Raw genomic sequence first — 25,963 nt, forward strand, 5'->3', positions numbered from 1 at the left:
ATGATGCGGAAAGTGTCGCTCTTGTTCGCCGGCGCGCTGATGGGCGCGTCAGCCATGAGCCTGGTTTATGGCGTACCCAGCACAGCGGCGAACGCGGCGGGCTCGGAGACCTACAAGCAGCTCGCCATCTTCGGCGATATCTTCGAGCGTGTGCGCGCCCAGTATGTGACGCCTCCGGATGACAAGTCGCTGGTGGAGAACGCCATCAACGGCATGCTGTCGTCGCTCGATCCGCACTCGTCCTACATGAACGCCGATCAGGCGCAGGACATGCGCGTGCAGACCAAGGGCGAGTTCGGCGGTCTCGGCATCGAAGTGACGATGGAGAACGATCTCGTCAAGGTGATCACTCCGATCGACGACACACCGGCCGCCAAGGCCGGCGTGCTTGCCGGCGACTATATCGCTAAGATCGACGGCCAAGAGGTGCGCGGCCTGACGCTGAACGACGCGGTCGAGAAGATGCGCGGCGCGGTCAACACGCCGATCAAGCTGACGATCCTGCGCCAGGGCGCCGACAAGCCGCTCGACATCACGGTGGTGCGCGACATCATCAAGGTCAAGGCGGTGAAGTTCCGGGTCGAGAACGATGTCGGCTACATGAAGATCACCTCGTTCACCGAGAAGACCTATGACGATCTCGAGAACGCCATCGCCGAGATCAAGAAGCAGATTCCGAAGGACAAGCTGAAAGGCTATGTGCTCGACCTGCGGCTCAATCCGGGCGGTCTGCTCGATCAGGCGGTTTCGGTTTCCGACGCCTTCCTGAAGCGTGGCGAAATCGTCTCGACGCGCGGCCGCGATCCGAAGGACGTGACCCGCTTCGACGCCAAGACCAAGTCGAACGACGAGATCGACGGCAAGCCGCTGGTGGTCCTCGTCAATGGCGGTTCGGCGAGCGCCTCGGAGATCGTCGCCGGTGCCTTGCAGGATCTGAAGCGCGCCACGGTGGTGGGCACGCAGTCCTTCGGCAAGGGCTCGGTGCAGACCATCATTCCGCTTGGCGAAAATGGCGCGCTGCGCTTGACGACGGCGCTCTATTACACGCCGTCGGGCAAGTCGATCCAGGGCAAGGGCATCACGCCCGATGTCAAGGTCGATCAGCCGGTGCCGGCGGAATTGCAGGGCCGCGACCTGACCCGTGGCGAATCGGACCTGAAGGGCCACATCAAGGGCGCCGAGGAAAGCTCGCAGGGCTCGGGCTCGGCAGCCTATGTGCCGCCGGATCCGAAGAACGATCTGCAGCTCATCTTCGCCGAGCAGCTGCTGCGTGGCGAGAAGACCGATCCGTCCTTCCCGCCGAACCCGGACAAGGCGGTGATGAACCAGTAAGGACCGGCCCGGAGCGAAGGCTCGGGCTGTCACCGTCCGGCTGGCGCAACACAGCGCTGGTCGACCGATTGAAGCAATGCGATGCTGCCGGAACCGCAAGGTTCCGGCAGTTTGATTCGGGGGCCTGTGCAGGCGCGCAGGGGTTGGCGGCTTGGCTGAATTCACCAAGGAGATCGAACGACCGCTTGGCCAATCGGCCGGGCCGCGCGCGCCGCGTGCGGCAAGCCGGTTCAGTGGCGGCCAGATCGCCGCTGCCCTGGCTGTCCTGGCGGTGCTCGGGGCTTCGGCGATGATTGCTTTTGGCGAGAAGCCGTTCCGCAAGCCGGAGGTTGTCGCCACGCCCGCGCCGAAACCGGACGCGCCGGCCGAGACCGGGAAAGTAGCGCAGGCAACGCCCGCCAATCCGGCCAAGCCTGCCTCGTCCCGTCCGGCCACTTCCGCCGAAGGCCCCAAGATCATTCGCGTGCAGCCGGTCGAATCCGGCGGCCAGGCCGGCATCGTCATTCAGGATGCCTCCGCCGTCGGCCAGAACCTTTCGGTCGCACATCTGCCGGACAAGGCATTGATCGAAGACAGCGAGACCGGGCCGCTGCCGATCCGCTCGGCCGATGGCCGGCGCCCGTTCGACGTCTACGCGCGGCCATGGTCCGGGGCTCGCGGCGCCCGTGTCGCCATCGTCATCGGCGGGCTTGCCGTGTCGCAGACCGGCACGCAGTCGGCGATCGCCAAATTGCCTGGAGAAGTGACCCTGGCCTTCGCCTCGCAGGGCAACAGTATCGGTCGCTGGATGCAGGAGGCGCGCCGGCGCGGACATGAAGTCGTCATGCAGGTGCCGTTGGAGCCGTTCGACTATCCGAATGTGAACCCCGGTCGCAACACGCTGACCGTCGACGCCACGCCGGACGAGAACCTCAAAAACCTGCGCTGGGTTCTGTCGCGAACCACGAACTACACGGCGGTCATGAACTATATGGGCGCGCGTTTCGCCACCGACACCGAGGCCTTCGGCCCGATCATGGCGGAACTGGGCAAACGCGGCATCGGCTATCTCGACGACGGCTCGTCGGCGCGCAGCGTCGCGCCCGATCTGGCGCTGAAGGACGGGGTGCCGCTCGCGGTCGCCGATACCGCCATCGATGCGATACAGGACCGTGGCGCGATCCTGAAAAAACTCGACCAGCTTGAAGCGACGGCACGCTCGAAGGGTTACGCCATCGGCACCGGGTCCGCCTTCAATGTGACGATCGACGCGGTCGCGTCCTGGGTCAACGAGGCCAAGAAACGTGGCATCGAGATCGTACCGATCTCGGCCGTGGCGAACGATCCCGAGCGGAAATGAGCATGGCAAACAAGAAACCGGTCGATCCCGAAACGCTGCCCTATCGCCCCTGCGTCGGCGTGATGGTGCTGAACGCGCAGGGCCTGGTCTGGGTCGGCCATCGTATCGCCGAGCCGGACAGCGAATTCGCGGGTACCACGCAGCTCTGGCAGATGCCGCAAGGCGGTATCGACAAGGGCGAGGAGCCGCTCGCGGCCGCGAAACGCGAGATCTATGAGGAGACGGGCATGAAAAACCTCGATCTCCTCGCCGAAGCGCCAGACTGGATCAATTACGATCTGCCGCGCGACCTGGTCGGCATCGCCTTCAAAGGGCGCTATCGCGGCCAGACGCAGAGATGGTTCGCATTTCGCTTCCGTGGCGAGGAAAGCGAGATCAAGATCAATCCGCCGCCCGGCGGGCATGAGGCCGAGTTCGACGAATGGGGCTGGCGCCCGATGCAGGACCTGCCTGGCCTGATCGTGCCGTTCAAGCGCAAGGTCTATGAAGAGGTCGTTGCGGCCTTCCGGCATCTGGTGGCATAAGCGTTCAGGAAGCCAATCGTATTGCCGCACGGGGTCGAAGATGATCGATGCCGCCAGCATTGCCGGAGCCAGACCACCCGAATTGACCAAATCGACAATCCATGCGCCCGCCCAGCCCGATGAAGCGGCGGCCGGCGCTATCCTCACCATCGATCTTTCCGCCATTCGCGAAAACTACCGGCGCCTCAAGGCGCGGCTCGACGGCGTCGCCTGTGCCGGCGTCGTCAAGGCCGACGGCTATGGCCTGGGCGCGGTGGAGGTGGCGAAAGCCCTTCGCAAGGAAGACTGCGACACCTTCTTCGTCGCGCATCTTTGGGAAGGCATCGTGCTGCGCGCCGGCCTCGGGTCCGAGCCGACGATCTTCGTGCTGCACGGCCTGCTGCCCGGATCGGAGGAAGAGGCGCTCGATGCGGCGCTGATCCCCGTCATCAACAGCAGCGGGCAGCTTGCCGCGTGGCGGAAGCTGGCGCAGCGAAAAGGCCTGACATTGCTCGCTGCCGTCCAGGTGGATAGCGGCATGTCGCGGCTCGGCATGGCGCCGGTCGAGGTGGAGGCGCTTGCGGCCGACCCATCGCGTTTCGACGGCATCGATGTCAGGCTGGTGATGAGCCATCTCGCCTGTGCCGACGAGCCGGAACGCGACGCCAACGAAGCCGAGCGGCTGGAGTTCGAGCGGCTGCGCAAGATGCTGCCGCCGGCCCCGGTCTCCTTCGCCAACTCTTCCGGCATTTTCCTCGGCAAGCCCTATCATCACGATCTGGCCAGGCCGGGCGCCGCGCTCTACGGCATCAATCCGACGCCGGGGCACAAGAACCCGATGCTGCCGGTGGTGACACTGGAAGCCAAGGTGATCCAGACCCGGCAAATCGATGCAGGAACCGGCGTCGGTTATGGCCACACTTTTCACGCAACCGGCCCGCTCGCGATGGCGACGATCGCGCTCGGCTATGCCGATGGCTGGCATCGCCGCACGTCTGCCGCCGCCTTCTTCGACGGTGTCGAACTGCCCTTCATCGGCCGGGTCTCGATGGATTCGATCATCCTCGATATTTCGGCGCTGCCGGACGGACGCCTGAAGGAGGGCGATCTGGTCGAGCTGATCGGTCCGTCGCATCCGCTCGACACGGTGGCCGATGTCGCCGGTACGATCGGCTACGAGGTGCTGACCAGCCTCGGCCATCGCTTCCACCGGCGCTACATCGGCGGCTGAGCGGCTTTGCCATGCTTGACAAGCCAGCCTGTGTCGGCAAGGCTCGCCGCATGAGCACCGTTGCCCATAACCGGACCTGTTTCAGGATCTGCCCCATCGCGGGAGCGTAGCCCCGGCGCGGACGCCTTTGCGCGTCCGTCCGTACCGGGGCGCATTTCAACACGACATCTGAGTTTCGAGCCGAAGGCGTGAAAGTGCGCGTCGGTTCGATTTGAGGCCGCCATGCGTGCGGTCAGCCGCGCATCGCCTCGATGCGCCCATCCAACATGAGAGGTTTACCATGCAAAGATCAATCAAGGTTCGTCCACCTGACACCATCCTGGTGACCGCGACCGACCACGGTCGCCTGACCGGACTGGCGCGGGCATCGCTCGACCGTTTGCCCGACACCGCGGAAGAACTGCTTTCCGAAATGGATCGCGCAACGGTGGCCGCCGCCGGCGCGATGCCCGACAATGTGGTGCGTATGGGCTCCACCGTCAGAGCGCGGAACGGCGACGGCGCCGAGCAACACATGACACTGGTCTATCCCGCCGAAGCCGACATCGCCGCGCAACGCATCTCGATACTCACCCCGCTCGGTACGGCGCTGATCGGCGCGCAGGTTGGCCACCGCGTGCACTGGGCGACCCGCGATGGCCGCGAAATGGCGCTCGACATCGTCGCCGTCGAGCCGCCGCCGGCGGAGCGGTTGTGATGCGGGAGATGGCCATGACAACTTGCCGCCTGACCACCAAGGATTTCGCCATACTGGAAACGCTGCTGGAGCGGAAACGCGCGCTGGGCGATCCGCTGGCCGCCGTGCTGGAAAAGAAGCTCGCCAACGCCAGCGTGGTGCTCATCGGTTCCGTCGATCCGGATGTGGTGACGATCAACAGCCGCGTCACTTTCCGCGTCGACGGCAAGGCGGCCGAGACGCGCACGGTGATCCAGAACGAGGCGCGCGGCGTTGTCGGCGGCAGCCTGTCGATGACGACGCCATGGGGCCTGTCGCTGCTTGGCATGACGGAAGGCGAAACTACCCTGGTCGAGCGGGCGGAAGGCGAAACCGAGCAGATCCGGGTGGTGAAGGTGCTGTTCCAGCCGGAAGCGGCGCTTCGTGCGAGTGTTGCCCGGCCCAGCCGACCGCGACTGCGGCTGGTCTACAGTGCCAATAGCGTTGTGCCACCTCTTGGCGCGGTTGCGGAAATGCGGCAGACAGAGGGCAAGGACGACCCGGATGGCCCAACGGCGGCGTGACAGGGCGACTAGGAGCGGGACTATGAGAATTCTGGTGCTTGGCAGCGGCGTCATCGGTGTGACGGCCGCCCATTATCTGGCGGAAGCCGGCCATGAGGTGACGGTGGTGGACCGCCAAAGCGGGCCGGCGCTGGAAACCAGCTTCGGCAATGCGGGCGAAGTGTCGCCGGGTTATTCGTCGCCCTGGGCCGGTCCCGGCGTACCGATCAAGGCGATCAAGTGGCTGCTGATGCATTTCGGGCCGCTGGTGATCCGGCCGAAGGTCGATCCGGCGATGATTTCCTGGGTGCTCAAGATGCTGCGCAACTGCACCGAGGCGCGCTACGCCGTGAACAAGGCGCGCATGGTGCCGATCGCCGAATACAGCCGCGATTGTCTCAAGGCCCTGCGCGCCGAAATCGGCATCCAGTATGACGACCGCGCCCAGGGCACCTTGCAATTGTTCCGCACCCAGAAGCAGCTCGACGGCACCGCCGGCGACATCGAGGTGCTGAAGCAGTTCGGCGTGCCTTATGAAGTGCTCGATCCGGCCGGCTGCATCGGCGCCGAGCCGGCATTGGGCAACGTCAAGGGCAAGTTCGTCGGCGGTCTGCGCCTGCCCGGTGACGAAACAGGCGACTGCAAGATGTTCACCGAACGGCTGGCCGAACATGCCGCCAAGCGCGGTGTGCGCTTCCGCTTCAACACCACGATCAAGGGCATCGCCACCGAGGGCGGCCGAATCGCCGGCGTCGATACCAGCGAGGGGCTTTTGACGGCGGACGCCTATGTCTGCGCGCTGGGCAGCTATTCGCCGATCATGCTGAAGCCGCTTGGCCTTTCGATTCCCGTCTTTCCGATCAAGGGCTATTCGATCACCGTGCCGATCAGCGACGCTGCCGGCGCACCGGAATCGACCGTCATGGACGAGACCTACAAGGTGGCGATCACCCGCCTCGGCGACCGTATCCGCGTCGGCGGCACCGCCGAGATTTCCGGCTACGATCTGGCGCTGCGGCCCGCCCGGCGGGCAACGCTGGAACATTCCGTCACCGATCTGTTCCCGCGCGGCGGCGATGTCTCGAAGGCGAGCTTCTGGTGCGGGCTCAGGCCAATGACGCCGGACGGTCCGCCGATCATCGGCAAGACCCGTTTCGACAATCTCTTCCTGTCCACCGGCCACGGCACGCTGGGCTGGACCATGGCCTGCGGCTCGGGACGGGTGCTCGCCGACGTCATTTCAGGCAAGAAGCCTGACATCGACGTCAGCGAACTCAATATGTCGCGCTACGCCTGAGGCGTGCGCCGAAGCAGTTTCGGCGCACCGCCCCTCCGTCGCTATTTCTTCAGCGAACGCGGCTGCTCTTCCGACTGATACATCGAGATCTGGTGGCCGTCCGGGTCGGCGATTTCGGCCGACCATCCCCCGGGGGCGTGGCTCACTGGCGTGACGATGGTGGCGCCTTTGGCTGCCAGTCCGGCGACGACGTCGTCGATGCCGCCTTCGGCGATTTCGAAGACGATGATCGGCGAATTGCCGGGTCGCGATTCCTTCTGGAAGAAGATCAGCTCGATGCCGTTGGCGGTCTGCGCCGTCAGCCAATCGTGGCCGTCGCCGTCGTCGCCCATGTTCTGGACTTCGAGGCCGAGAACGTCGCGATAGAACGCTTCGGTGCGGCCGATGTCGGAAACGAAATAGCAGATGGTGCCAAGTTTTCTGTTGCGAAACACGGGATGTCTACTCCTGGTTTGAGGGTTTGCGTTCGCACTGTTGCCGCGCCATCCCGATTTGTGAGGGAAGGCTCACCAAAAAAAGATGACCGTCGGGATCGTGGCTGGCGAGCAGCACGCCATCGCGGCGCGCCGGCCCGAGCAGCGCGCGGCGGATGCGGCCGAAATGAAGCGTGCCGTCGAGACCGGATAATTCTTCGAGCTGATTTCCACCGGCGTCGCGCCAGCGCCGCCTGATCTCGGCGATGCGCTGCCGCAAGGCAGGGTCCGACAGGCGCAGCAGCCAGGCGATTTCCTGCCGTGTATGGCCGGTGAGCGCCAGGAGCGCGGTGGTTTTGAGCGCCGAGGGCAGTGCGACGACGAAAGCCCTCGGCATGTCCTCGCGCGCGACCGATGCCATGGGCTCGGCCTGCCAGCGGGTTTCGCGATGGCGCCGGCGGACGGCGGCGCGGGCATCGAATGCCGCGCGCTTGCGCAGCGCGCCTTGCAGCCATTTGCGGTTGTCGGGGCAGGAAAGATCGGCACGACCGGCTTCGATCGCCGAAAGCAGCACCGTCTGCAGGAGATCCTCCGCCTCGTCAGGCCGTCGCGCAGCGCGGCGGGCCTGGCGCAGCAATTCGACATAGGGTCGTGACAACACTTTGTTTCCCCAAGCACGAAATGTGCGGCCAAGCTAAAGAAACAGGGGGCGGTCTTCTTCGACAAGCCCTTGAGGAAAGAAATCATCCTTTTATTTCAATTGACTATCCGATCGCGCATTAAATTTCCCGGCAATTCTTTCCACACCCTTCCTGGCCTGCGGCATCCTTGCGCCTGAAAGCCGTCCTCAACGGGAACCTGGTGCGCACCGGGTATCAGGGAGGACGTCGGTGCCGGACTGGCAGCGCTAACGGTGGCGTTGTCTGGTGACGAGCCCTAAGTCCGGGCCCTGGAAAAACCCGGCCGCCGCGAATGGCGGCTTTGAGGCCCGAAGTCTGCCGTCGCGAATGACGTGCGAGGTCGGTCCGGGGCAAGAACACCGGCGGGGCGCCCGGAAGGCGCCAGCATTAGAATAGTGTGAGGCACCGACCCGGCGCCCCGCTTCCCGACTTCTCCCGCAACGGGAGTGTTCTTTGACAATGGCCAGGGCGGATTTTCCGCAGCGTGGCGATGAAGAAGTGTGGCTTACAAAAACAGGGCGCGGTCCTTTTCAACGAGCCCGGCAATGAAGGCGGCGACGACCTGAATGCGCCGCAGCTGGCGGACACTTTCATGATAGACCAGCCAGTAGGCGCGGCGGATCGGGGTGGCTGCTTCCACGGGGACCAGTTCCGGCATTGAGCGGGCGACGAAAGTATGCAGGATGCCGACGCCAGCACCGGACCGTACCGCCTCCGCCTGGCCGAGCGCCGAGGAGATGGCGAAAGTGGAATGCCAGTCCGGACTGAACTCGGCCGCGTAGTCGAGCGACTGGCTGACGATGAGGTCAGGCACATAGCCGATCAACGGATGTTGCTGCAGTTCGGCCTTGCTCGCCGGCAGGCCGTGCTTTTCGGCATAGGCGCGCGAGGCATAGAGGCCGAGCGTGTAATCGACCAGCTTGCCGGCAACCAGTCGCCCCTCGGTCGGCCGTTCGACGGTGATCGCGATGTCGGCCTCTCGGCGCGACAGCGAGAAGGAGCGCGGCACCGGCACGAGTTGGATCGTGAGTTCGCGATGCAGTGCGGTCAGCGCGCCAAGCCGCGGCGCGAGATAGGCGACGCCGAAGCCGTCGGGCGCGCCGATGCGCACGGTGCCGGAAATGTCGTCGCCTTCGCCGGCCACCGTCGAGCGCGCGGCGATCATCTCCGCTTCCATGCGCTCGGCAATGTCGAGGAAGCGTTCTCCGGCCGGCGTCAGCTCGGAACCGGTGGTAAGCCGGCGAAACAGTTTGGTCCGCAAGGCCTCTTCGAGCGCGGCGATGCGCCGCGAGACCGTGGCATGGTTCAACTCGAGGCGTTTTGCGGCGCCCAGGATCTGGCCCGAGCGGGCCACGGCCAGGAAGATACGCACGTCATCCCAATTCATGATGCCTCCGGGCGGGTGGGCTTGCCTGTATTCCGGACGAAACGAACCATCGGCATCTTTGCGCTGTTTGATGCTTCTGTCCAGTTCGGTATTTAATCCTTGCACAACGGCTGCGATTTCCCTCGCGTTGCGTTCCGATCCTCAAAGGCAGACAATGGCCTCATCAAAATCCAGGGAGAGAACCATGATCGAATACGGTCATTTCGTCGGTGGCAAGCGCGTCGCCGGTACGAGCGGACGCAAGCAGGACGTGATGCAGCCGATGGACGGCTCGGTGCGCGGCACGGTCGCGCTGGCCTCCAAGTCGGAGCTGCGCGCCGCTGTCGAAAACGCCAAGGCGGCACAGATAAAGTGGGCGGCGGTCAATCCGCAGCGCCGCGTGCGCGTGCTGATGAAGTTCCTGGAACTCGCCAACCGCGAATATGACTCGCTGGCCGAAATCCTGGCGCGTGAGCACGGCAAGACCATCGCCGACGCCAAGGGCGACATCCAGCGCGGCCTCGAAGTGGTCGAGGTCTGCATCGGCGCGCCGCATATGATGAAGGGCGAGTTCACCGACGGCGCCGGCCCCGGCATCGACGTCTATTCGATGCGGCAGCCGCTCGGTGTCGTCGCCGGCATCACCCCGTTCAATTTCCCGGCGATGATCCCGCTCTGGAAGATCGCCCCCGCGATCGCCTGCGGCAACGCTTTCATCCTGAAGCCTTCCGAGCGCGATCCGGGCGTGCCGCTGCGCATCGCCGAGCTGTTCATCGAGGCCGGCCTGCCGGAGGGCGTTCTCAACGTCGTCAACGGCGATAAGGAAGTGGTCGACGCCATCCTCGACGATCCGGACATCAAGGCCATCGGCTTCGTCGGCTCGACGCCGATCGCGCAATACATCTACTCGCGCGGCTGCGCGGCCGGAAAGCGCGTGCAGTGCTTCGGCGGCGCCAAGAACCACATGATCATCATGCCCGATGCCGACATGGACCAGACGGTCGATGCGCTGATCGGCGCCGGCTACGGTTCGGCTGGCGAGCGCTGCATGGCGATCTCGGTTGCGGTTCCGGTCGGCAACGATACCGCGAACCGGCTGATGGAAAAGCTGATCCCGCGCGTCGAGAGCCTCAAGGTCGGTCCGTCGACCGATTCGTCGGCCGATTTCGGCCCGGTGGTGACCGCGCAGGCGCTGGAGCGCATCAAGGGTTACGTCGACATCGGCGTCAAGGAAGGCGCCAAGCTCGTCGTCGACGGTCGCGGCTTCAAGATGCAGGGCTACGAGAACGGCTACTATATGGGTGGCTGCCTGTTCGACAATGTGACGCCGGACATGCGCATCTATCAGGAAGAGATCTTCGGGCCGGTGCTTTCGGTGGTGCGCGCCCCGCGCTACGAGGACGCGATCAAGCTCGCCAACGACCATGAGATGGGCAATGGCGTCGCCATCTTCACCCGCGACGGCGATGCGGCGCGCGATTTCGCCAGCCGCGTGCAGGTCGGCATGATCGGCATCAACGTGCCGATCCCGGTGCCGATCGCCTATTACACCTTCGGTGGTTGGAAGGCGTCGTCCTTCGGCGATCTCAACCAGCACGGCCCGGACGCGTTCCGCTTCTACACCAAGACCAAGACGGTCACCTCGCGCTGGCCGTCGGGCGTCAAGGATGGTGCCGAGTTCGTCATTCCCACGATGAATTGACGACAGCCAATCTCGAAAATGAAACGGGCGCCATCGGCGCCCGTTTTTTATGCATCATCCTCTTCCTCGGCCCCTGGCCGATATTCGAGCAAATCCCCCGGCTGGCAGTCGAGTTCGGCGCAGATGCGCGCCAGTGTCGGGAAGCGCACGCCCTTCACCTTGCCGGATTTCAGCAGCGACAGGTTCTGCTCGGTGATGCCGATCTTGGCGGCGAGTTCCTTGGAGCGCACCTTGCGGCGCGCCAGCATGACGTCGAGATTGACGATGATCGGCATCAGACGAACCGCCTGTTCTCGTCTTCGATTTCGGCGGCGACCGTCATCAGATGCCCGCACATCACCAGCACGCCGGATACCAGCAAGGTGAACAATTCGGGCGTCCCGAAGCCGATGGAGAGGAAGCGCTGGCCGGGCGGCATGTCGATCGACAAAACGAGCGAGACGACCGGACGCGAGACCAGCATGACGAGTGCATTGATGAAAAAGGCGATGCCGGCCCGCCGTAGCCAGCGCGCGGCTTCAATGCCAATCGTCTCGCGGCGGCCGATATCGCGGAGGGCTGCCCATAGTCCCAGCAGGCCCGCGACCATCGGAACGGTCTGAACCAGGAAGATCGCCACCAGCAGCCATGTCGAGATGTCGGAGCTGTGGGCAGGAGTGGCAAAGCCGTATTGCTGCGCGGCGAACGGGCCAATCCGTTCCGGTTCCATAAGCGCCCATCCCAGCCCAACGGCCACGACGCCGAGGACGATCACGACGATCGCCGCGACCAGATATTCCAGCTGCCGGCTCAGCCGGCGGGCCCGTTCTCGTTCCGCCATTTCATGGTCCTTCTTTTATCGGTTGCATTTATTATCGTAAAACAATAATTATTGGCTGTCAAATATGGATTCCCCTCATGATCAAACATGTATTTCGTGTCAGCGCATTGGTTGCCGCGCTTTTGGCGGCCGGCTGCGCATCCATCACGCCATCGGCACTGGTCAGACTGGCTACCATGGACCCACTTGCGGCCGATCCCGCGGTGCTCAGCGTTGCCGCGGTGATGCCGGCCGCCCTGAAACTGCGCAACGCCGATGTCGTGCTGGACTTTTCGCTGGAAGCGCCGGCGCCTTATGGACCGGTGCACGAGGTGGTGCCGCTTGAGATCGTCGATGGCGACGCAACGCCAGGTGTCGTCGCCAGCCCAACCTTCGAACATATCCAGCAGGCACGTATCGCCAGGGCCGATGTCGAGAGGCTTTCGGCGGGCCTGGCAAAGGCGCGCGCCTTCCGCGCGACCGGGCGCAGTGACGGCAAAGGTAGCATTACAGTGACAATCAAGGGCGGCTGCCGGGCCGGTGCCGTCGGCAACGGGCCGCTGATTGCCGCCATTCACATGCGCAGCAAGCCCGGCGAAAAGTTCTTTCCCCTGACGACGTCGATCGATCTGCGCAAACTGCTGGGCGATGCGGCCATTGCAATGTTGCCGGCGTGTCGGGGCGGATGATCTCGGCGCTTTCTTAGGCCGATGCTTGTTTCCGCAACGGCGCCTACCCATATCGATTCATAGAGCCCCAGCGATAGCTCGGGGCATGAACCGGAAACCAGAAGGAGCGACGCGATGAAGTCGTCGAACCAGGCCTGGAGCGTACCGGCACACTGAGGCGGCCCATATGCCTCTCCTTGCCGGCATGCGCAGGCAAAGGAGGTGCCTTATGGCACGCTATTTCACGTTTCGATGGATCAGAATGGGCTTGGTTGGCGTCTTGCTGGCGCTGCCGAGTGCTCCGGCGCAGGCTCAGGTTGCCTGCGGACCGCACGATCTTGTCGTGACCCGGCTTGGCCAGCTCTTCCAGGAGCGGCAGACTGGCTATGGTCTTGCCGGACAAGCGGTCATTGTCGAGATCTATGTGTCGACGAGCGGCACCTGGACGATGCTGGTGACCGATGTTGCTGGCCGAAGCTGCATCGTGGCGGCTGGCGATGGCTGGGAGAATACGGTTCCGGTCGCCAGCAAAGGGCGCGCTGCCTGATCCGCCACTGCGGCGGAACGAATTCACCGCATCGCGGCGGCCTGAGCGTGCAGGCGAAGCAGCGCCATGAGCCGGTCCGCTTCGGCGGCGGCGGCGTCTTCGTCTCGTTCCAGGATGGCGCGGATCAAGGTGACATGATTGCCGGCGGCTTCGGCAAGGCCGGTGCCGCTCTGGAAGCGGAACCAGAAGCGACGGCTGTGCGTCTGCAGGGGGGCGACGAGCCTGGCAGCATATTGATTGTCGGTAGCCGCCGCCATCACCTCATCGAGCGATTTGTCTGCTTCGAGGTAGCCGATGACGTCGTTGGTGACGACCGCGTCATGCATGGCCAACGCCGTCGCTTGCAGACGGGCGGCGATGTCCGGCGTGGCGAAACGCGCGACCGAGCGCGCGAGGATGATTTCGATGCCACGTCGCGCGTCGAGTACTTTCAGCCAGTCGCCCGCATGGAGGGGGGCGATTTCGAGACCAGCGCGGGGGCGAACAGAAATGAGCCCCTCCCAGGCAAGGCGCTGGATCGCCTCTCGGACAGGGGTGCGACCGAGCGACAATTTTTCGATGAGCGCCCGTTCGGTGGTGAGACTGCTGGGTGCCAATTCGAGCGTGACGATCATTTTTTCGAGCGCGTGATAGGCTTTCGCGCTGACCGATTCAGCGGTTTCAGCGCGCTCGGTTTCAAGCTCGACGGTGTTCAAGGCTGCATCATCCGATTGATATATTTTTGATATATCAAGCCGACAAACCAATTGACAGAAGGAATTTCGTCAAGATATATCAGTGATATATCAGATGGGGAAAACCTTGTGGGAGGGGTTATCGCCAGTGCTTGGGGCAGGATCGTCGCGACTGGTTTGTGCGGTGACGGCTGGGCGATGCGGTATCGCTGGCGGGTCGATGTGCCTGGGGCCGCACAACGCTCCTCTTGCGACGGCGGGCGCATGTTGAGGACGACGGGCGTCATGTCCGGGCGTCCGATCGGCGATGCCACGCTGTGCAAGCGCAGCTCCGGTAGAGCTCCGTCTTTTCTTCTAAATTTCTACAGGCAAGCCGGTTCAATGGCACCGGGCGCGTCCAGTCGTGGCTGGTCGGCGTTGCGGCAAGGGACGTGTCGCATGCCGGCGAATCCGCGCCGGGCCGATATACAGACCGCGTGCAACGGTTTGATCGTTAAGTATGGGGCCGGAACAGTTTCGCCGGTGAAGAAGGAGGAAAAACGATTAGGCGCCAATGTGCAACAATCTGTCTAATCAACCGATTTTGAAGACGAAAGTTTCGAAAAGGGGTGCAAAATAATTCGGAATCGTCAAAGACATTGCTTTGTGCCAATGATACGGTCCGCAGTAGTCCACGAACCGGGCAACGATAAAATGGCAATCGCAAGGCACGTTGAAAACACGCGCCGGGCGATGAATAATTCGCCATTGCAATCCAGGTTTGAAGTCTTGGGACCAGGGGAAATACGAGAAGAAACGCGTCCGGGCCGGCGACGTTTCAGGGGAGCCTCCGTAATATGCAGTACTTCGTCCAGCAGCTTGTAAACGGGCTGACACTCGGGTCCATCTATGGGCTCATCGCGATCGGCTACACGATGGTCTACGGCATCATCGGCATGATCAACTTCGCCCATGGTGACATTTTCATGGTCGGTGCGTTCACCGCCCTGATCGTCTTTCTGATCCTGGGCGCGGCCTTCGGCTCCGTGCCGGTCGTCATCGCCCTTCTGGTGATGATGGTCGTGGCGATGCTGCTCACCAGCCTCTACAACTGGACGATCGAAAAGGTCGCCTATCGCCCGCTGCGCGGCTCGTTCCGCCTCGCTCCGCTGATCACCGCCATCGGCATGTCGATCGGCCTGTCGAATTTCGTGCAGGTCACCCAGGGCCCGCGCAACAAGCCGATCCCGCCGATGGTGTCGGAAGTCTACAACGTTGCCGGCATCTCGATCTCGCTGAAGCAGATCATCATCGTTGTGGTTACCGCGGCGCTGCTGGCGCTGTTCTGGTATCTGGTCAATCGCACCGCACTTGGCCGCGCTCAGCGCGCCTGCGAGCAAGATCGGAAGATGGCCGCGCTGCTCGGCGTCGACGTCGACCGCACCATCTCGATCACCTTCATCATGGGCGCCTCGCTGGCTGCTGTCGCAGGCACGCTGTTCCTGATGTATTACGGCGTCGTGTCCTTCTCCGACGGCTTCGTGCCGGGCGTGAAAGCCTTCACGGCTGCGGTTCTCGGCGGCATCGGCTCGCTTCCCGGTGCCGTGCTCGGCGGCCTGCTCATCGGCTTCATCGAGAGTATGTGGTCCGCCTATTTCTCCATCGATTACAAGGACGTCGCCGCCTTCTCCATCCTGGCGATCGTGCTGATCTTCCTGCCTTCCGGCATCCTCGGCCGGCCTGAAGTCGAAAAGGTCTGAGTCCATGGCCGTTACCGTGTCCAACACTCGCGACGAAGTCGCGAACCCGCTCGCTCGCGCCTTCCGCGAGGCGATCTATGCCGGCCTCGTCGCGTTTGGCCTGTTCGTTTTGTTCATCGGTCTGAGGACCGACCAGAACATCCGCAACGAACTGGTGCTGCTGCAGCGTTGGGGGCTGCTCGCCGCCGTGGTCTTCGCCACCGCACTAGGGCGCTTCCTCTATGTCGGCTTTGTCCAGCCGGCCATGGAGCGCGCCAAGGCCGAAAAGGCCAAGGCGCCGGCGGCCGTTGCCGAGCCGGGCTTCATTCGCCGTAATTTCAACTCCATCGGCATCGGCGTTCTGCTGATCTATCCCGTCGTGGTGGTTCTGCTGGTCGGTTTCCAGGGATCGCTGAAATGGGTGGACAATTTCGGCATCCAGATCCTGATCTATGTGATGCTGGCCTGGGGCCTGAACATCGTCGTCGGCCTGGCCGGCCTGCTCGACCTCGGTTATGTCGCCTTCTACGCGGTCGGCGCTTACGCCTACGCGCTGCTCGGCACGCATTTCGGCCTGTCTTTCTGGATCCTGCTGCCCGCAGCCGGGATCATGGCGGCCTTCTGGGGTGTGCTGTTGGGTTTCCCGGTGCTGCGTCTGCGCGGCGACTATCTGGCCATCGTGACGCTTGCCTTCGGTGAGATCATTCGTCTGGTGCTGATCAACTGGCGTGACATCACCAACGGCTCCGCCGGCGTTTCCGGCATTCCGAAAGTGTCGTTCTTCGGCCTGTTTACCTTCAACGTCTCGGACCCGAACTACATCTCCAAGGTGCTGGGCATTGCCCAGTCGGGTGCCTACTACAAAATCTTCCTCTACTACCTCATCCTGGCACTGGCGCTGTTCACCGCCTTCGTCACCATCCGGCTCAGGCGCATGCCGGTGGGGCGCGCCTGGGAAGCCCTGCGCGAAGATGAGATCGCCTGCCGCTCGCTCGGCATCAACACCACCACCACCAAGCTGACCGCCTTTGCAACGGGCGCCATGTTCGGCGGCTTTGCCGGCGCGTTCTTCGCGGCGCGCCAGGGATTCGTCTCGCCGGAATCCTTCGTCTTCATCGAATCGGCGATCATCCTGGCGATCGTCGTTCTGGGCGGCATGGGCTCGCTGAGCGGCATTGCGGTCGCCGCGGCGGTCATGATCGGCGGCACCGAAATCCTGCGTGAACTGGACTTCCTCAAGGTTTTGTTCGGGCCGGACTTCACGCCTGAGCTCTACCGTATGCTCCTGTTCGGCATGGCCATGGTCATCGTCATGTTGTGGAAGCCACGCGGCTTCGTCGGCAGTCGAGAACCGACAGCGTTCCTGAGAGAACGAAAAGCGGTTTCAGGCTCCTTCACCAAGGAAGGACACGGCTGATGAACGCGAGCCCTCCCATGAACAAGACACTTCTCCAAGTCGAACACCTGTCGATGAAGTTCGGCGGACTTGTCGCCATCGGCGACCTGTCCTTCGAGGCCAGGCGCGGCGAGATTACCGCGCTGATCGGCCCGAACGGGGCCGGCAAGACCACGGTGTTCAATTGCATCACCGGCTTCTACAAGCCGTCCGAAGGCATGATCCGCTTCACCGGCGAGAGCGGTTCGGAGTTCCTCTTGGAGCGGATGCCCGACTTCCAGATCACCGCCAAGGCCAAGGTGGCTCGTACCTTCCAGAACATCCGCCTGTTCTCGGGCATGACGCTTCTGGAAAATCTCCTGGTGGCGCAGCACAACAAGCTGATGAAGGCCTCCGGCTACACGATCATGGGCCTGGTGGGGCTCGGCGGTTATCGCAAGGCATCAGCTGAATCCGTCGAACTGGCCAAACATTGGCTGGAGAAGGCCGACCTGATGGATCGCGCCGACGATCCGGCCGGCGACCTTCCTTATGGCGCGCAGCGCCGGCTCGAGATCGCGCGAGCGATGTGCACGGGCCCGGAATTGCTCTGTCTCGATGAGCCGGCAGCCGGTCTCAATCCGAAGGAATCGCTGGCGCTCAACGAACTCCTGATGGACATCAAGAACAATACGGGCACCTCGATCCTGCTGATCGAGCACGACATGTCGGTGGTCATGCAGATTTCCGACCACATCGTCGTCCTGGAATACGGCCGCAAGATTTCCGATGGCGATCCGGCCCATGTCCGGTCCGATCCCAGGGTCATCGCCGCCTATCTCGGCGTCGACGACGAGGAAGTGGAAACAGTGCTCACCGACGTCGGTGACGAGAACGTCCTCGAGCGACTGGATGGCCATCCGGATGTTGCGCACGGCCCCAGCACCTCTGCCTCGATGCTCGCCGGCCCGATCAGCGACACGATCGACCACAACGACGGCGAGAGGGTGACCGTTTCGAAGGGGGCTTCCAAGGCAGCGCTGGTCGAGGCACAGATAGCAAGTGCCGCGGCGCGGAAACCTGCCACGCGAAAAGCGGCTTCGACGAAGCCGGCGGCGAGCAAGACAGCCGGCGGCGCGGCCAAAGCGACAGCCGGCATTTCCAATCGACTGGACGCCCCGCGTGGCGGCAAGGCGGACAATCTCACCCGCATCAAGGGCATCGGCTCGGTCAACGAGAAGAAGCTGAACGATCACGGTATCTACCACTTCGATCAGATCGCGGCGTGGAAGAAGGCGGATGTCGTAGCCGCCGAGGCCTATCTGGCCTTCGACGGGCGCATTGCGCGCGAAGAGTGGATCAGTCAGGCCAAGCTGCTTGCAAAGGGGAAGGAAACCGAGTTCTCGCGTCGCGTCGACGCTGGCAAGGTTGCGACAAGCCACACGTCGGCGCCGGCAAAGCCCGCGGCAGGCAAGCGCGGAGGGCGTAAATAATGGCTGGTGCACCGCTGCTCGATATCAAGGGCGTCCACACTTATTATGGGAACATTCGGGCGCTCAACGGCGTCAATGTCAGTGTCAACCAAGGCGAGATCGTTGCGCTGATCGGCGCCAACGGCGCCGGCAAGTCGACGCTGATGATGACCATTTTCGGCGCGCCGCGTGCGCGCACGGGGTCCATCACTTTCGCCGGCACCGACATCACTGAAATGCCGACGCACGAGATCGCCAGACTTCGCATCGCGCAGTCGCCGGAAGGACGCCGTATCTTCCCGCGCATGACCGTGATGGAAAACCTGCAGATGGGCGCCGGCCTCGACAACCTCAAACACTACGCCGAGGATGTCGAGAAGGTGTTCCAGTTGTTCCCGCGGCTCAAGGAACGCATCAGCCAGCGTGGCGGTACGCTTTCCGGTGGCGAACAGCAGATGCTGTCGATCGGGCGCGCGCTGATGGCGCGGCCGAAACTGCTCCTGCTCGACGAGCCGTCGCTGGGCCTCGCGCCGCTGATCGTCAAGCAGATCTTCGACGCCATCCGCGAGCTCAACCGCACGCAGGGTCTCACCGTGTTCCTTGTCGAACAGAACGCTTTCGGCGCGCTGAAGCTCGCCACGCGCGGCTACGTCATGGTCAACGGCAATGTCACGATGAGCGGCACCGGCAAGGAGCTTCTCGCCAATCCGGAAGTGCGCGCCGCCTATCTCGAAGGCGGACATCACTGAGCTCAAGGGGTCTTCATCATGCAAGGTATTATTTATGAAGAAGCCTCCATCTGGCAGTTCTTCTTCGTCACTTGTCTCCTCGGCGGCTGGGCTGCCTGGATGACCGGCAAGGCCTGCGCCCAGACATGGCGCACCAAGCTCATGCTCTTTTTCTACATCCTGGGCCTTGGGATCGGCGTGCGCTTCATCCATCACGCGCTGTTCGAGGGCACGATGTTCACGCTGCAATATTACATCGTCGACACGATCGTGCTGATGGTTCTGGCCTTCCTCGGCTATCAATACACACGCACCAACCAAATGGTTACACAGTACAACTGGCTCTACGAAAGAGCTTCTCCGTTGAGTTGGAAGCCTAAAGGTTGATGTTCATGATTAACGCCGTTTCGGGGAAGAATCGGCGTGACAAGGCCCCAAAAAGGGGCAAAGTACGTTTTCTGCGATCGGGGTGGGCATCGCATGAAAACATCATCATCGCCCACCCGGTAAATGGGAGCGTTTCAATGAAAAAATCACTTTTGTCCGCCGTTGCCCTGACCGCGCTGGTCGCGTTCAGCGGTAACGCGTGGGCTGACTTGCTGATCGGCGTCGCTGGCCCCATCACCGGCCCCAACGCCGCCTTTGGCGCGCAGTTGCAGAAGGGTGCCGAGGCGGCTGTTGCCGACATCAATGCCGCCGGTGGCGTCAATGGCGAACAGATCAAGCTGTCGGTCGGCGACGACGTCTCCGATCCGAAGCAGGGCATCTCCGTGGCCAACAAGTTTGTCGCCGACGGCGTCAAGTTCGTGGTCGGTCACTTCAACTCGGGCGTCTCGATCCCGGCTTCCGAAGTCTATGCCGAAAACGGTATCGTTGAAGTAACGCCTGCGGCCACCAACCCGAAGTTCACCGAACGCGGTCTGTGGAACGTGTTCCGCACCTGCGGCCGCGATGACCAGCAGGGCAGCATTGCCGGCAATTACATCGCCAAGAACTTCAAGGACGCCAAGGTTGCCGTCATCCATGACAAGACGCCCTATGGTCAGGGCCTCGCTGACGAAACCAAGAAGGCCATGAATGCCGCTGGCGTCAAGGATGTCATGTATGAAGGCGTGAATGTCGGCGACAAGGACTTCTCCGCTCTCATCGCCAAGATGAAGGAAGCCGGTGTGACCCTGATCTACTGGGGCGGCCTGCACACGGAAGCCGGCCTGATCATTCGTCAGTCGGCTGACCAGGGCCTGAAGGCCAAGCTGATGTCGGGCGACGGCATCGTCACCGACGAACTCGCCGCCATCGCAGGCGACGCGGTTGCCGGCACGCTCAACACCTTCGGTCCGGACCCGCGCCTCAACCCGGGCAACAAGGAACTGGTTGCCAAGTTCCGCGCCCAGGGCTTCGAGCCGGAAGCCTATACGCTCTACTCCTATGCGGCCACCCAGGTGATCGCGCAGGCTGCCGCCGCCGCAAAGTCGAACGATCCCAAGGAAGTCGCCAAGGCGATGCACGAGAAGGGTCCGTTCAAGACCGTTCTCGGCGAGCTCTCCTATGACGAAAAGGGCGATCCCAAGCTTCCCGGCTACGTCATGTACGAGTGGAAGAAGAAGGACGACGGCAAGTATTCCTGGTTCCAGCAGTAAACAGCTGACCACTTGCTACAACGATGCCCGGCGCCATGCGCCGGGCATTTTCTTTTTCCGGTTCGGGTTCATCGATAAAGGCGTCCGACGGCTGGCTGCCGGCGGATGATTATTTCGCCGTTCCTTGCCGCATGCCGTCGCGGAATTTCCGGTGGGCTTAGTGAATCCCGGCACCCCAACTGCCTGATCCGTGTTCAGTCGATATCGGCTGCTTATTTTGGTTGCACCGCAGCATTTTCACGCTAATCATGCGCCCGCCTTTCTTCCCTCGTTGGCTGGAGCATTCCCCCTTGGCAATCACGAAGATCCTTGTCGCCAATCGTTCCGAGATCGCCATCCGCGTGTTTCGCGCGGCCAACGAGCTGGGCCTCAAAACGGTGGCGATCTGGGCCGAGGAGGACAAATATTCGCTGCACCGTTTCAAGGCCGACGAGAGCTATCAGGTCGGGCGCGGCCCATGGCTGACGAAAGATATGGGACCGATCGAAAGCTATCTGTCGATCGACGAAGTGATCCGCGTCGCCAAACTGTCCGGCGCTGATGCCATCCACCCCGGCTACGGCCTGCTCTCGGAAAGCCCGGAATTCGCCGATGCCTGCGCGGAAAACGGCATCACCTTCATCGGCCCGAAGCCGGAAACGATGCGACGGCTCGGCAACAAGGTGGCAGCCCGCAATCTTGCCGTCGAGGTCGGCGTGCCCGTGGTGCCGGCTACCGATCCCCTGCCCGACGACATGGAGACGGTGAAGAAGCTCGCCGCGCAGGTCGGCTATCCCGTGATGCTGAAGGCATCCTGGGGCGGCGGCGGGCGCGGCATGCGCGCCATCCGTTCGGAGGCTGATCTGGCCCGCGAGGTGATGGAAGGCAAGCGCGAGGCCAAGGCGGCTTTCGGCAAGGATGAAGTCTATCTCGAAAAGCTTATCGAGCGCGCCCGCCATGTCGAGGTGCAGGTGCTGGGCGATACACATGGCAACGCGGTTCATCTGTTCGAACGCGACTGTTCCATCCAGCGCCGCAACCAGAAGGTCGTGGAGCGTGCACCGGCGCCTTATCTCAGCAGCGAGCTACGGCAGGAACTCTGCGGCTATGCGCTGAAGATCGCCGGCGAGACCAGTTATGTCGGCGCGGGTACGGTCGAATTCCTGCAGGACGCCGATACCGGCAAGTTCTACTTCATCGAGGTCAATCCGCGCATCCAGGTTGAGCACACCGTCACCGAACAGGTGACCGGCATCGACATCGTCAAGGCGCAGATCCACATCCTCGACGGCTTCGCCATCGGCACGCTGGGCTCGGGTGTTCCGGCGCAAAAAGACATCAGGCTCAACGGCCACGCGCTGCAATGCCGTATCACCACGGAAGATCCCGAGCAGAACTTCATTCCGGACTATGGCCGCATCACCGCATATCGCGGCGCCACCGGCTTCGGTATTCGCCTCGATGGCGGCACCGCCTATTCGGGCGCCGTCATCACCCGTTTCTACGATCCGCTGCTCGAGAAGGTGACCGCCTGGGCGCCTACGTCAGGCGAGGCGATCTCGCGCATGAACCGCGCGTTGCGCGAGTTCCGCATCCGCGGCGTGGCGACCAATCTCACCTTCCTCGAAGCGATCATCAATCATCCGAGCTTCGCCGACAATTCCTACACGACCAAGTTCATCGACTCGACGCCGGAGCTGTTCGCACAGGTCAAGCGTCAGGACCGAGCCACCAAGCTGCTCAACTATCTGGCCGACGTCACCGTGAACGGCCATCCCGAGACGCGCGGCCGGCCAAAGCCCAATCCGGATGCCGCCGCGCCGGTCATTCCCTGGTTCACGGCGCCGATCCCCGACGGTTCGAAGCAGAAGCTCGACAAGCTCGGCCCCGAAGGCTTCGCCAAGTGGATGCGCGCGCAGAAGGAAGTGCTCGTCACCGACACGACGATGCGCGACGGACATCAGTCGCTTCTCGCCACGCGCATGCGCACGCATGACATCACCCGCGTCGCCGGCACCTATGCGCGCGCATTGCCGCAACTGCTGTCGCTGGAGTGCTGGGGCGGCGCCACTTTCGACGTGGCCATGCGCTTCCTGACCGAAGATCCCTGGGAGCGGCTGTCCCTGGTGCGCGAGAGAGCGCCGAACATCCTGCTGCAGATGTTGCTGCGCGGCGCCAACGGCGTCGGCTACACCAACTATCCCGACAATGTCGTGCAGCACTTCGTCAAGCAGGCCGCGGAAGGCGGTATCGACCTTTTCCGTGTTTTCGACTGCCTGAACTGGGTCGAGAACATGCGTGTCGCCATGGACGCGGTCGGCGCCGAAGGCAAGCTGATCGAAGCGGCGATGTGCTACACGGGCGACATCCTCGACCCGAACCGGGCCAAATACAGCCTCAACTACTATGTCGGGCTGGCCAAGGAGCTGGAAGCGGCGGGCGCCCATATCATCGCGGTCAAGGACATGGCCGGCCTCTTGAAGCCCGCCGCGGCGCAGGTGCTGTTCAAGGCACTGCGCGAGGCGACCGATCTGCCGATCCATTTCCACACGCATGACACATCCGGCCTCTCGGCCGCGACGGTTCTGGCGGCGGTGGGGGCCGGTGTCGATGCCATCGACGCGGCCATGGACGCCTTCTCCGGCAACACCTCGCAGCCTTGTCTCGGTTCCATCGTCGAAGCGTTGAAGGGCACCGATCGCGAACCTGGTCTCGATCCGAAGTGGATCCGCAAGATTTCGTTCTACTGGGAGGCGGTGCGCAATCAATATGCCGCCTTTGAAAGCGACCTGAAGGGGCCGGCGTCGGAAGTCTATCTGCACGAGATGCCAGGCGGCCAGTTCACCAATCTCAAGGAACAGGCCCGCTCGCTCGGCCTGGAGACACGCTGGCACGAGGTCGCGCAGGCCTATCACGACGTGAACCTGATGTTCGGCGACATCGTCAAGGTGACGCCGTCGTCCAAGGTCGTCGGCGACATGGCGCTGATGATGGTGAGCCAGGATCTGACGGTTGCCGATGTCGAGAACCCGGCCAAGGATATCGCCTTCCCGGATTCGGTCGTGTCGATGCTGCGCGGCGATCTCGGCCAGTCGCCCGGCGGCTGGCCGCAGGCTCTCCAGAAGAAGGCGCTGAAGGGCGACCAACCGATCACCGTGCGACCGGGTTCGTTGCTCAAGGCGGCGGACCTGAAGAAAAACCGCAAGGAGATCGAGGACAAGCTCGGCCGCAAACTATCGGAAAGCGAGTTCGCTTCCTGGCTGATGTATCCGAAGGTGTTCTCCGATTTCGCCGCCGCCCAGGAAACCTATGGTCCCGTCAGCGTGTTGCCGACGCCAACCTATTTCTACGGCATGAAGCCGGAAGACGAGGTTTTCGTCGACATCGAAAAGGGCAAGACGCTGGTCATCCGCTGCCTGGCTGTCGGCGAGGTCGACGAGAAGGGCATGGTCACCGTGTTCTTCGAACTCAACGGCCAGCCGCGTCGCGTCAAGGTTCCGGACCGCGCCCATGGCGCCTCGAACGGCAAGGCACGCCGCAAGGCGGAGCCTGGCAACGAGGCTCATGTCGGGGCGCCAATGCCGGGCGTGGTCTCGACACTCGCCGTTTCCGGCGGGCAGGCGGTCAAGGCCGGCGACGTGCTGCTTTCCATCGAGGCGATGAAGATGGAGACGGCGCTGCATGCCGAGCGCGACGGGGTGATCGCGGAAGTGCTGGTCAGAACCGGAGACCAGATCGATGCCAAGGATCTCCTGGTGGTGTTCGGCTGACGCTGCGCCAGGAGCATTGCTGACAATCAGACCTTGACCTGCCAAGGCCGGTCGGGCATCGAACCCGGCGAAAAACCGGTCACGGCTCTGCGAGTCGTGGCCGCGGTAACCAATGGAGACCAAGATGGCCGATGAAATCACCGAAACCAGCCAGACTGTAGCCGCCGGCCAGTTGCGGGCACTCATCGAGCGCATCGAGCGGCTCGAGGAAGAGAAGAAGACGATCGCGGACGATATCAAGGACGTCTACGCGGAAGCCAAGGGCACAGGCTTCGACACCAAGGCGATCCGTGCGCTGGTGCGCCTGCGCAAGCAGGATCAGGCGGAGCGGCAGGAAGAGGAAACGATCCTCGATCTCTACAAAGCCGCGCTCGGCATGGTGTGACGTCATTTTCTAAGGCGCGTCCCTCGCCATAGGGCCGAGGGACGCACCAGGTTCGGCGGGTCAATTCGATGAGCGAATTCGACTTCGGTGCGCGCAGGGCGAGAGAATTCCGCCATCGCGCCTTCTGGGCGCTGTTCGAGGAACGACATCCCGAAGAGCGCCCGAGGCGATCTCGACACGGGCCCTGGTTCTGGCAGCGGGGCCTACCGCCGGTCAGTCTTGTCATCACCATGTATGTCGCGCCCGAGCAGAACCTCGTCGGCGTCTTCTTCGGGCGCAACGAGAAGCTGGGTGCGGTCGACACCGAAACCAGGCTCGCTCCCCACCGCGCGACGATCGAAGAGCGGCTCAAGCAGCGGCCGGAGCAAACAGCGCAAGGCTTCGGCATCAACGCCATCTGGCGGGTGAACTGCTTTGCCGAAGACAATTGGCCGGCCATGGCTGACTGGCTGGTTACCGAGGCCGGCCGTTTCGAGCAGGCGGTGGCGGAGGCGCTGAACGAAGATGCTTGAGGATGTCGCGCCCGGCTGAAGACAGGCCTCCCATGGGGTTCTTCCGGTCTCGCCGCCGTGGCTCATCAATTTGCCGCAGCCATCTGGCTTGTTCTTGTTACGGTGGCTTGAACCGGCCACAGATCTGTCTGTCCTGGTTTGCCGTGTGATGGCGGTCTGCTGAAAGCGGATCGCTTCCTTCGTCAGGCCGGTTTGAAATTCAGCGCGACACCGTTGATGCAGTAGCGCAGGCCCGTCGGCGGTGGACCGTCCTCGAAGACATGACCGAGATGACTGCCGCAGGTGGCGCAATGGACCTCGGTGCGCACCATGCCGTAGCTGCGGTCGACGGTGGTTTCGACGGAACCGGGAACGGGGTCGTTGAAGCTCGGCCAGCCGGTGCCGCTTTCGAATTTCAGTTTGGCTTCGAAGAGCGGGCTGTCGCAGCCGACGCAGTGGAAAGCGCCGGCGCGCTTCTCATAGAGCAGGGCGCAGCTGCCTGGCCGCTCCGTGCCGTGATGGCGCATGACCTGATATTGCTCGGGCGTCAGCTTCGCGCGCCATTCGGCGTCAGTGCGGGTGACCGGGAATGTTCGGGTGTCCATGGATGATCTCCTTGCCTTTGCGGCTTGTTTT

At 63.0% G+C, this 25,963-nt stretch carries 26 protein-coding genes; 19 read left to right on the forward strand and 7 right to left on the reverse strand.

The features are described from left to right. The 7 genes from FZF13_RS11580 (at window position 1) to FZF13_RS11610 (ending at window position 6,920) form a co-directional block, all read left to right on the forward strand. Complete coding sequence (locus FZF13_RS11580; RefSeq protein ID WP_024922998.1) at window positions 1-1,332, forward strand: S41 family peptidase; 1,332 nt, start codon at window positions 1-3, stop codon at window positions 1,330-1,332. Between the two features lie 151 nt (window positions 1,333-1,483). Continuing rightward, the gene (locus FZF13_RS11585; RefSeq protein ID WP_024922997.1) at window positions 1,484-2,671 is read left to right on the forward strand and encodes a divergent polysaccharide deacetylase family protein; all 1,188 of its coding nucleotides are present in this window, start codon (window positions 1,484-1,486) and stop codon (window positions 2,669-2,671) included. A 2-nt stretch (window positions 2,672-2,673) separates the two neighbouring features. Beyond that, on the forward strand, window positions 2,674-3,195 hold the full coding sequence (locus tag FZF13_RS11590; RefSeq protein ID WP_024922996.1) for an RNA pyrophosphohydrolase: 522 nt from the start codon (window positions 2,674-2,676) through the stop codon (window positions 3,193-3,195). Window positions 3,196-3,235: 40 nt separating this feature from the next. Next, window positions 3,236-4,405, forward strand: coding sequence for an alanine racemase (alr, locus tag FZF13_RS11595; protein ID WP_024922995.1), 1,170 nt, complete (start codon window positions 3,236-3,238; stop codon window positions 4,403-4,405). Between the two features lie 280 nt (window positions 4,406-4,685). Then, the gene (rnk, locus tag FZF13_RS11600) at window positions 4,686-5,102 is read left to right on the forward strand and encodes a nucleoside diphosphate kinase regulator (RefSeq protein ID WP_024922994.1); all 417 of its coding nucleotides are present in this window, start codon (window positions 4,686-4,688) and stop codon (window positions 5,100-5,102) included. Window positions 5,103-5,116: 14 nt separating this feature from the next. Further along, window positions 5,117-5,644: a GreA/GreB family elongation factor gene (locus tag FZF13_RS11605; protein ID WP_244431196.1), complete on the forward strand. Its 528-nt coding sequence runs from the start codon at window positions 5,117-5,119 to the stop codon at window positions 5,642-5,644. A gap of 22 nt (window positions 5,645-5,666) precedes the next feature. Continuing rightward, the gene (locus FZF13_RS11610; protein ID WP_024922992.1) at window positions 5,667-6,920 is read left to right on the forward strand and encodes a D-amino acid dehydrogenase; all 1,254 of its coding nucleotides are present in this window, start codon (window positions 5,667-5,669) and stop codon (window positions 6,918-6,920) included. A 41-nt stretch (window positions 6,921-6,961) separates the two neighbouring features. On the opposite strand, the gene FZF13_RS11615 is transcribed toward FZF13_RS11610, so the two are convergent. The 3 genes from FZF13_RS11615 to FZF13_RS11625 all read right to left on the reverse strand — a co-directional run bounded on the left by FZF13_RS11615 (window position 6,962) and on the right by FZF13_RS11625 (window position 9,400). Beyond that, window positions 6,962-7,354: a VOC family protein gene (locus tag FZF13_RS11615; protein WP_024922991.1), complete on the reverse strand. Its 393-nt coding sequence runs from the start codon at window positions 7,352-7,354 to the stop codon at window positions 6,962-6,964. A 7-nt stretch (window positions 7,355-7,361) separates the two neighbouring features. After that, entirely contained in the window at window positions 7,362-7,994 is a 633-nt protein-coding gene (locus FZF13_RS11620) for a hypothetical protein (protein ID WP_036254053.1), read from the reverse strand. 524 nt (window positions 7,995-8,518) lie between these two features. Then, window positions 8,519-9,400, reverse strand: coding sequence for a LysR family transcriptional regulator (locus FZF13_RS11625; RefSeq protein ID WP_024922989.1), 882 nt, complete (start codon window positions 9,398-9,400; stop codon window positions 8,519-8,521). 184 nt (window positions 9,401-9,584) lie between these two features. Here FZF13_RS11625 and FZF13_RS11630 point away from each other — a divergent pair, with 184 nt between their 5' ends. Next, window positions 9,585-11,081: a CoA-acylating methylmalonate-semialdehyde dehydrogenase gene (locus tag FZF13_RS11630; protein ID WP_024922988.1), complete on the forward strand. Its 1,497-nt coding sequence runs from the start codon at window positions 9,585-9,587 to the stop codon at window positions 11,079-11,081. Between the two features lie 47 nt (window positions 11,082-11,128). Here FZF13_RS11630 and FZF13_RS11635 read toward each other — a convergent pair whose 3' ends face one another. Continuing rightward, entirely contained in the window at window positions 11,129-11,356 is a 228-nt protein-coding gene (locus FZF13_RS11635) for a helix-turn-helix domain-containing protein (RefSeq protein ID WP_024922987.1), read from the reverse strand. Next, window positions 11,356-11,901, reverse strand: a complete 546-nt coding sequence (locus tag FZF13_RS11640) for a DUF2975 domain-containing protein (RefSeq protein WP_024922986.1) — start codon at window positions 11,899-11,901, stop codon at window positions 11,356-11,358. Before FZF13_RS11640 ends, FZF13_RS11635 begins: the two co-directional genes overlap by 1 nt. Before the next feature lie 77 nt (window positions 11,902-11,978). Between FZF13_RS11640 and FZF13_RS11645 the strand changes: the two genes are divergently transcribed. After that, on the forward strand, window positions 11,979-12,569 hold the full coding sequence (locus FZF13_RS11645; RefSeq protein WP_024922985.1) for a hypothetical protein: 591 nt from the start codon (window positions 11,979-11,981) through the stop codon (window positions 12,567-12,569). Window positions 12,570-12,777: 208 nt separating this feature from the next. Continuing rightward, window positions 12,778-13,095, forward strand: a complete 318-nt coding sequence (locus tag FZF13_RS11650) for a hypothetical protein (protein WP_024922984.1) — start codon at window positions 12,778-12,780, stop codon at window positions 13,093-13,095. Between the two features lie 23 nt (window positions 13,096-13,118). Here FZF13_RS11650 and FZF13_RS11655 read toward each other — a convergent pair whose 3' ends face one another. Next, window positions 13,119-13,709 carry an FCD domain-containing protein gene (locus tag FZF13_RS11655; RefSeq protein ID WP_081766837.1) on the reverse strand — a complete coding sequence of 197 codons (591 nt, stop codon included), beginning with the start codon at window positions 13,707-13,709 and terminating at the stop codon, window positions 13,119-13,121. A gap of 896 nt (window positions 13,710-14,605) precedes the next feature. On the opposite strand from FZF13_RS11655, the gene FZF13_RS11660 reads away from it, so the two are divergent. From FZF13_RS11660 to FZF13_RS11700, 9 genes are all read left to right on the forward strand, one after another. Continuing rightward, window positions 14,606-15,508 carry a branched-chain amino acid ABC transporter permease gene (locus FZF13_RS11660; protein WP_024922982.1) on the forward strand — a complete coding sequence of 301 codons (903 nt, stop codon included), beginning with the start codon at window positions 14,606-14,608 and terminating at the stop codon, window positions 15,506-15,508. 4 nt (window positions 15,509-15,512) lie between these two features. After that, window positions 15,513-16,904 carry a high-affinity branched-chain amino acid ABC transporter permease LivM gene (gene livM, locus FZF13_RS11665; protein ID WP_024922981.1) on the forward strand — a complete coding sequence of 464 codons (1,392 nt, stop codon included), beginning with the start codon at window positions 15,513-15,515 and terminating at the stop codon, window positions 16,902-16,904. Then, window positions 16,904-18,355 (forward strand): ATP-binding cassette domain-containing protein, encoded by a 1,452-nt coding sequence (locus FZF13_RS11670; RefSeq protein ID WP_024922980.1) that lies wholly within the window; start codon window positions 16,904-16,906, stop codon window positions 18,353-18,355. Before livM ends, FZF13_RS11670 begins: the two co-directional genes overlap by 1 nt. Next, complete coding sequence (locus FZF13_RS11675; protein ID WP_024922979.1) at window positions 18,355-19,083, forward strand: ABC transporter ATP-binding protein; 729 nt, start codon at window positions 18,355-18,357, stop codon at window positions 19,081-19,083. Before FZF13_RS11670 ends, FZF13_RS11675 begins: the two co-directional genes overlap by 1 nt. An 18-nt stretch (window positions 19,084-19,101) precedes the next feature. Next, complete coding sequence (locus FZF13_RS11680; RefSeq protein ID WP_024922978.1) at window positions 19,102-19,449, forward strand: DUF6867 family protein; 348 nt, start codon at window positions 19,102-19,104, stop codon at window positions 19,447-19,449. A gap of 137 nt (window positions 19,450-19,586) precedes the next feature. Next, complete coding sequence (locus FZF13_RS11685; RefSeq protein ID WP_024922977.1) at window positions 19,587-20,702, forward strand: branched-chain amino acid ABC transporter substrate-binding protein; 1,116 nt, start codon at window positions 19,587-19,589, stop codon at window positions 20,700-20,702. Window positions 20,703-20,992: 290 nt separating this feature from the next. After that, window positions 20,993-24,451, forward strand: coding sequence for a pyruvate carboxylase (pyc, locus tag FZF13_RS11690; protein WP_024922976.1), 3,459 nt, complete (start codon window positions 20,993-20,995; stop codon window positions 24,449-24,451). A gap of 124 nt (window positions 24,452-24,575) precedes the next feature. Further along, window positions 24,576-24,836 carry a DUF2312 domain-containing protein gene (locus FZF13_RS11695; protein ID WP_024922975.1) on the forward strand — a complete coding sequence of 87 codons (261 nt, stop codon included), beginning with the start codon at window positions 24,576-24,578 and terminating at the stop codon, window positions 24,834-24,836. 68 nt (window positions 24,837-24,904) lie between these two features. Then, window positions 24,905-25,348, forward strand: a complete 444-nt coding sequence (locus FZF13_RS11700) for a hypothetical protein (protein ID WP_024922974.1) — start codon at window positions 24,905-24,907, stop codon at window positions 25,346-25,348. 182 nt (window positions 25,349-25,530) lie between these two features. Here FZF13_RS11700 and msrB read toward each other — a convergent pair whose 3' ends face one another. Then, window positions 25,531-25,932, reverse strand: coding sequence for a peptide-methionine (R)-S-oxide reductase MsrB (gene msrB, locus FZF13_RS11705; RefSeq protein ID WP_024922973.1), 402 nt, complete (start codon window positions 25,930-25,932; stop codon window positions 25,531-25,533). Window positions 25,933-25,963: the final 31 nt, after the last annotated feature.

The organism is Mesorhizobium terrae (assembly GCF_008727715.1).
In the GTDB taxonomy this organism is placed as follows: Bacteria; Pseudomonadota; Alphaproteobacteria; order Rhizobiales; family Rhizobiaceae; genus Mesorhizobium; species Mesorhizobium terrae.

Excerpts from the sequence above, each read along its gene's own strand:
- alr (WP_024922995.1), top strand. The coding sequence starts at position 3,236 with ATGATCGATGCCGCCAGCATTGCCGGAGCCAGACCACCCGAATTGACC.
- FZF13_RS11695 (WP_024922975.1), top strand. The coding sequence starts at position 24,576 with ATGGCCGATGAAATCACCGAAACCAGCCAGACTGTAGCCGCCGGCCAG.
- livM (WP_024922981.1), top strand. The coding sequence starts at position 15,513 with ATGGCCGTTACCGTGTCCAACACTCGCGACGAAGTCGCGAACCCGCTC.
- FZF13_RS11700 (WP_024922974.1), top strand. The coding sequence starts at position 24,905 with ATGAGCGAATTCGACTTCGGTGCGCGCAGGGCGAGAGAATTCCGCCAT.
- FZF13_RS11675 (WP_024922979.1), top strand. The coding sequence starts at position 18,355 with ATGGCTGGTGCACCGCTGCTCGATATCAAGGGCGTCCACACTTATTAT.
- FZF13_RS11645 (WP_024922985.1), top strand. The coding sequence starts at position 11,979 with ATGATCAAACATGTATTTCGTGTCAGCGCATTGGTTGCCGCGCTTTTG.
- FZF13_RS11635 (WP_024922987.1), bottom strand. The coding sequence starts at position 11,356 with ATGCCGATCATCGTCAATCTCGACGTCATGCTGGCGCGCCGCAAGGTG.
- FZF13_RS11590 (WP_024922996.1), top strand. The coding sequence starts at position 2,674 with ATGGCAAACAAGAAACCGGTCGATCCCGAAACGCTGCCCTATCGCCCC.
- FZF13_RS11660 (WP_024922982.1), top strand. The coding sequence starts at position 14,606 with ATGCAGTACTTCGTCCAGCAGCTTGTAAACGGGCTGACACTCGGGTCC.
- msrB (WP_024922973.1), bottom strand. The coding sequence starts at position 25,932 with ATGGACACCCGAACATTCCCGGTCACCCGCACTGACGCCGAATGGCGC.
- FZF13_RS11625 (WP_024922989.1), bottom strand. The coding sequence starts at position 9,400 with ATGAATTGGGATGACGTGCGTATCTTCCTGGCCGTGGCCCGCTCGGGC.
- FZF13_RS11640 (WP_024922986.1), bottom strand. The coding sequence starts at position 11,901 with ATGGCGGAACGAGAACGGGCCCGCCGGCTGAGCCGGCAGCTGGAATAT.
- FZF13_RS11655 (WP_081766837.1), bottom strand. The coding sequence starts at position 13,709 with ATGATCGTCACGCTCGAATTGGCACCCAGCAGTCTCACCACCGAACGG.
- rnk (WP_024922994.1), top strand. The coding sequence starts at position 4,686 with ATGCAAAGATCAATCAAGGTTCGTCCACCTGACACCATCCTGGTGACC.
- FZF13_RS11630 (WP_024922988.1), top strand. The coding sequence starts at position 9,585 with ATGATCGAATACGGTCATTTCGTCGGTGGCAAGCGCGTCGCCGGTACG.
- FZF13_RS11650 (WP_024922984.1), top strand. The coding sequence starts at position 12,778 with ATGGCACGCTATTTCACGTTTCGATGGATCAGAATGGGCTTGGTTGGC.
- FZF13_RS11685 (WP_024922977.1), top strand. The coding sequence starts at position 19,587 with ATGAAAAAATCACTTTTGTCCGCCGTTGCCCTGACCGCGCTGGTCGCG.
- FZF13_RS11580 (WP_024922998.1), top strand. The coding sequence starts at position 1 with ATGATGCGGAAAGTGTCGCTCTTGTTCGCCGGCGCGCTGATGGGCGCG.
- FZF13_RS11670 (WP_024922980.1), top strand. The coding sequence starts at position 16,904 with ATGAACGCGAGCCCTCCCATGAACAAGACACTTCTCCAAGTCGAACAC.
- FZF13_RS11610 (WP_024922992.1), top strand. The coding sequence starts at position 5,667 with ATGAGAATTCTGGTGCTTGGCAGCGGCGTCATCGGTGTGACGGCCGCC.
- FZF13_RS11680 (WP_024922978.1), top strand. The coding sequence starts at position 19,102 with ATGCAAGGTATTATTTATGAAGAAGCCTCCATCTGGCAGTTCTTCTTC.
- FZF13_RS11605 (WP_244431196.1), top strand. The coding sequence starts at position 5,117 with ATGACAACTTGCCGCCTGACCACCAAGGATTTCGCCATACTGGAAACG.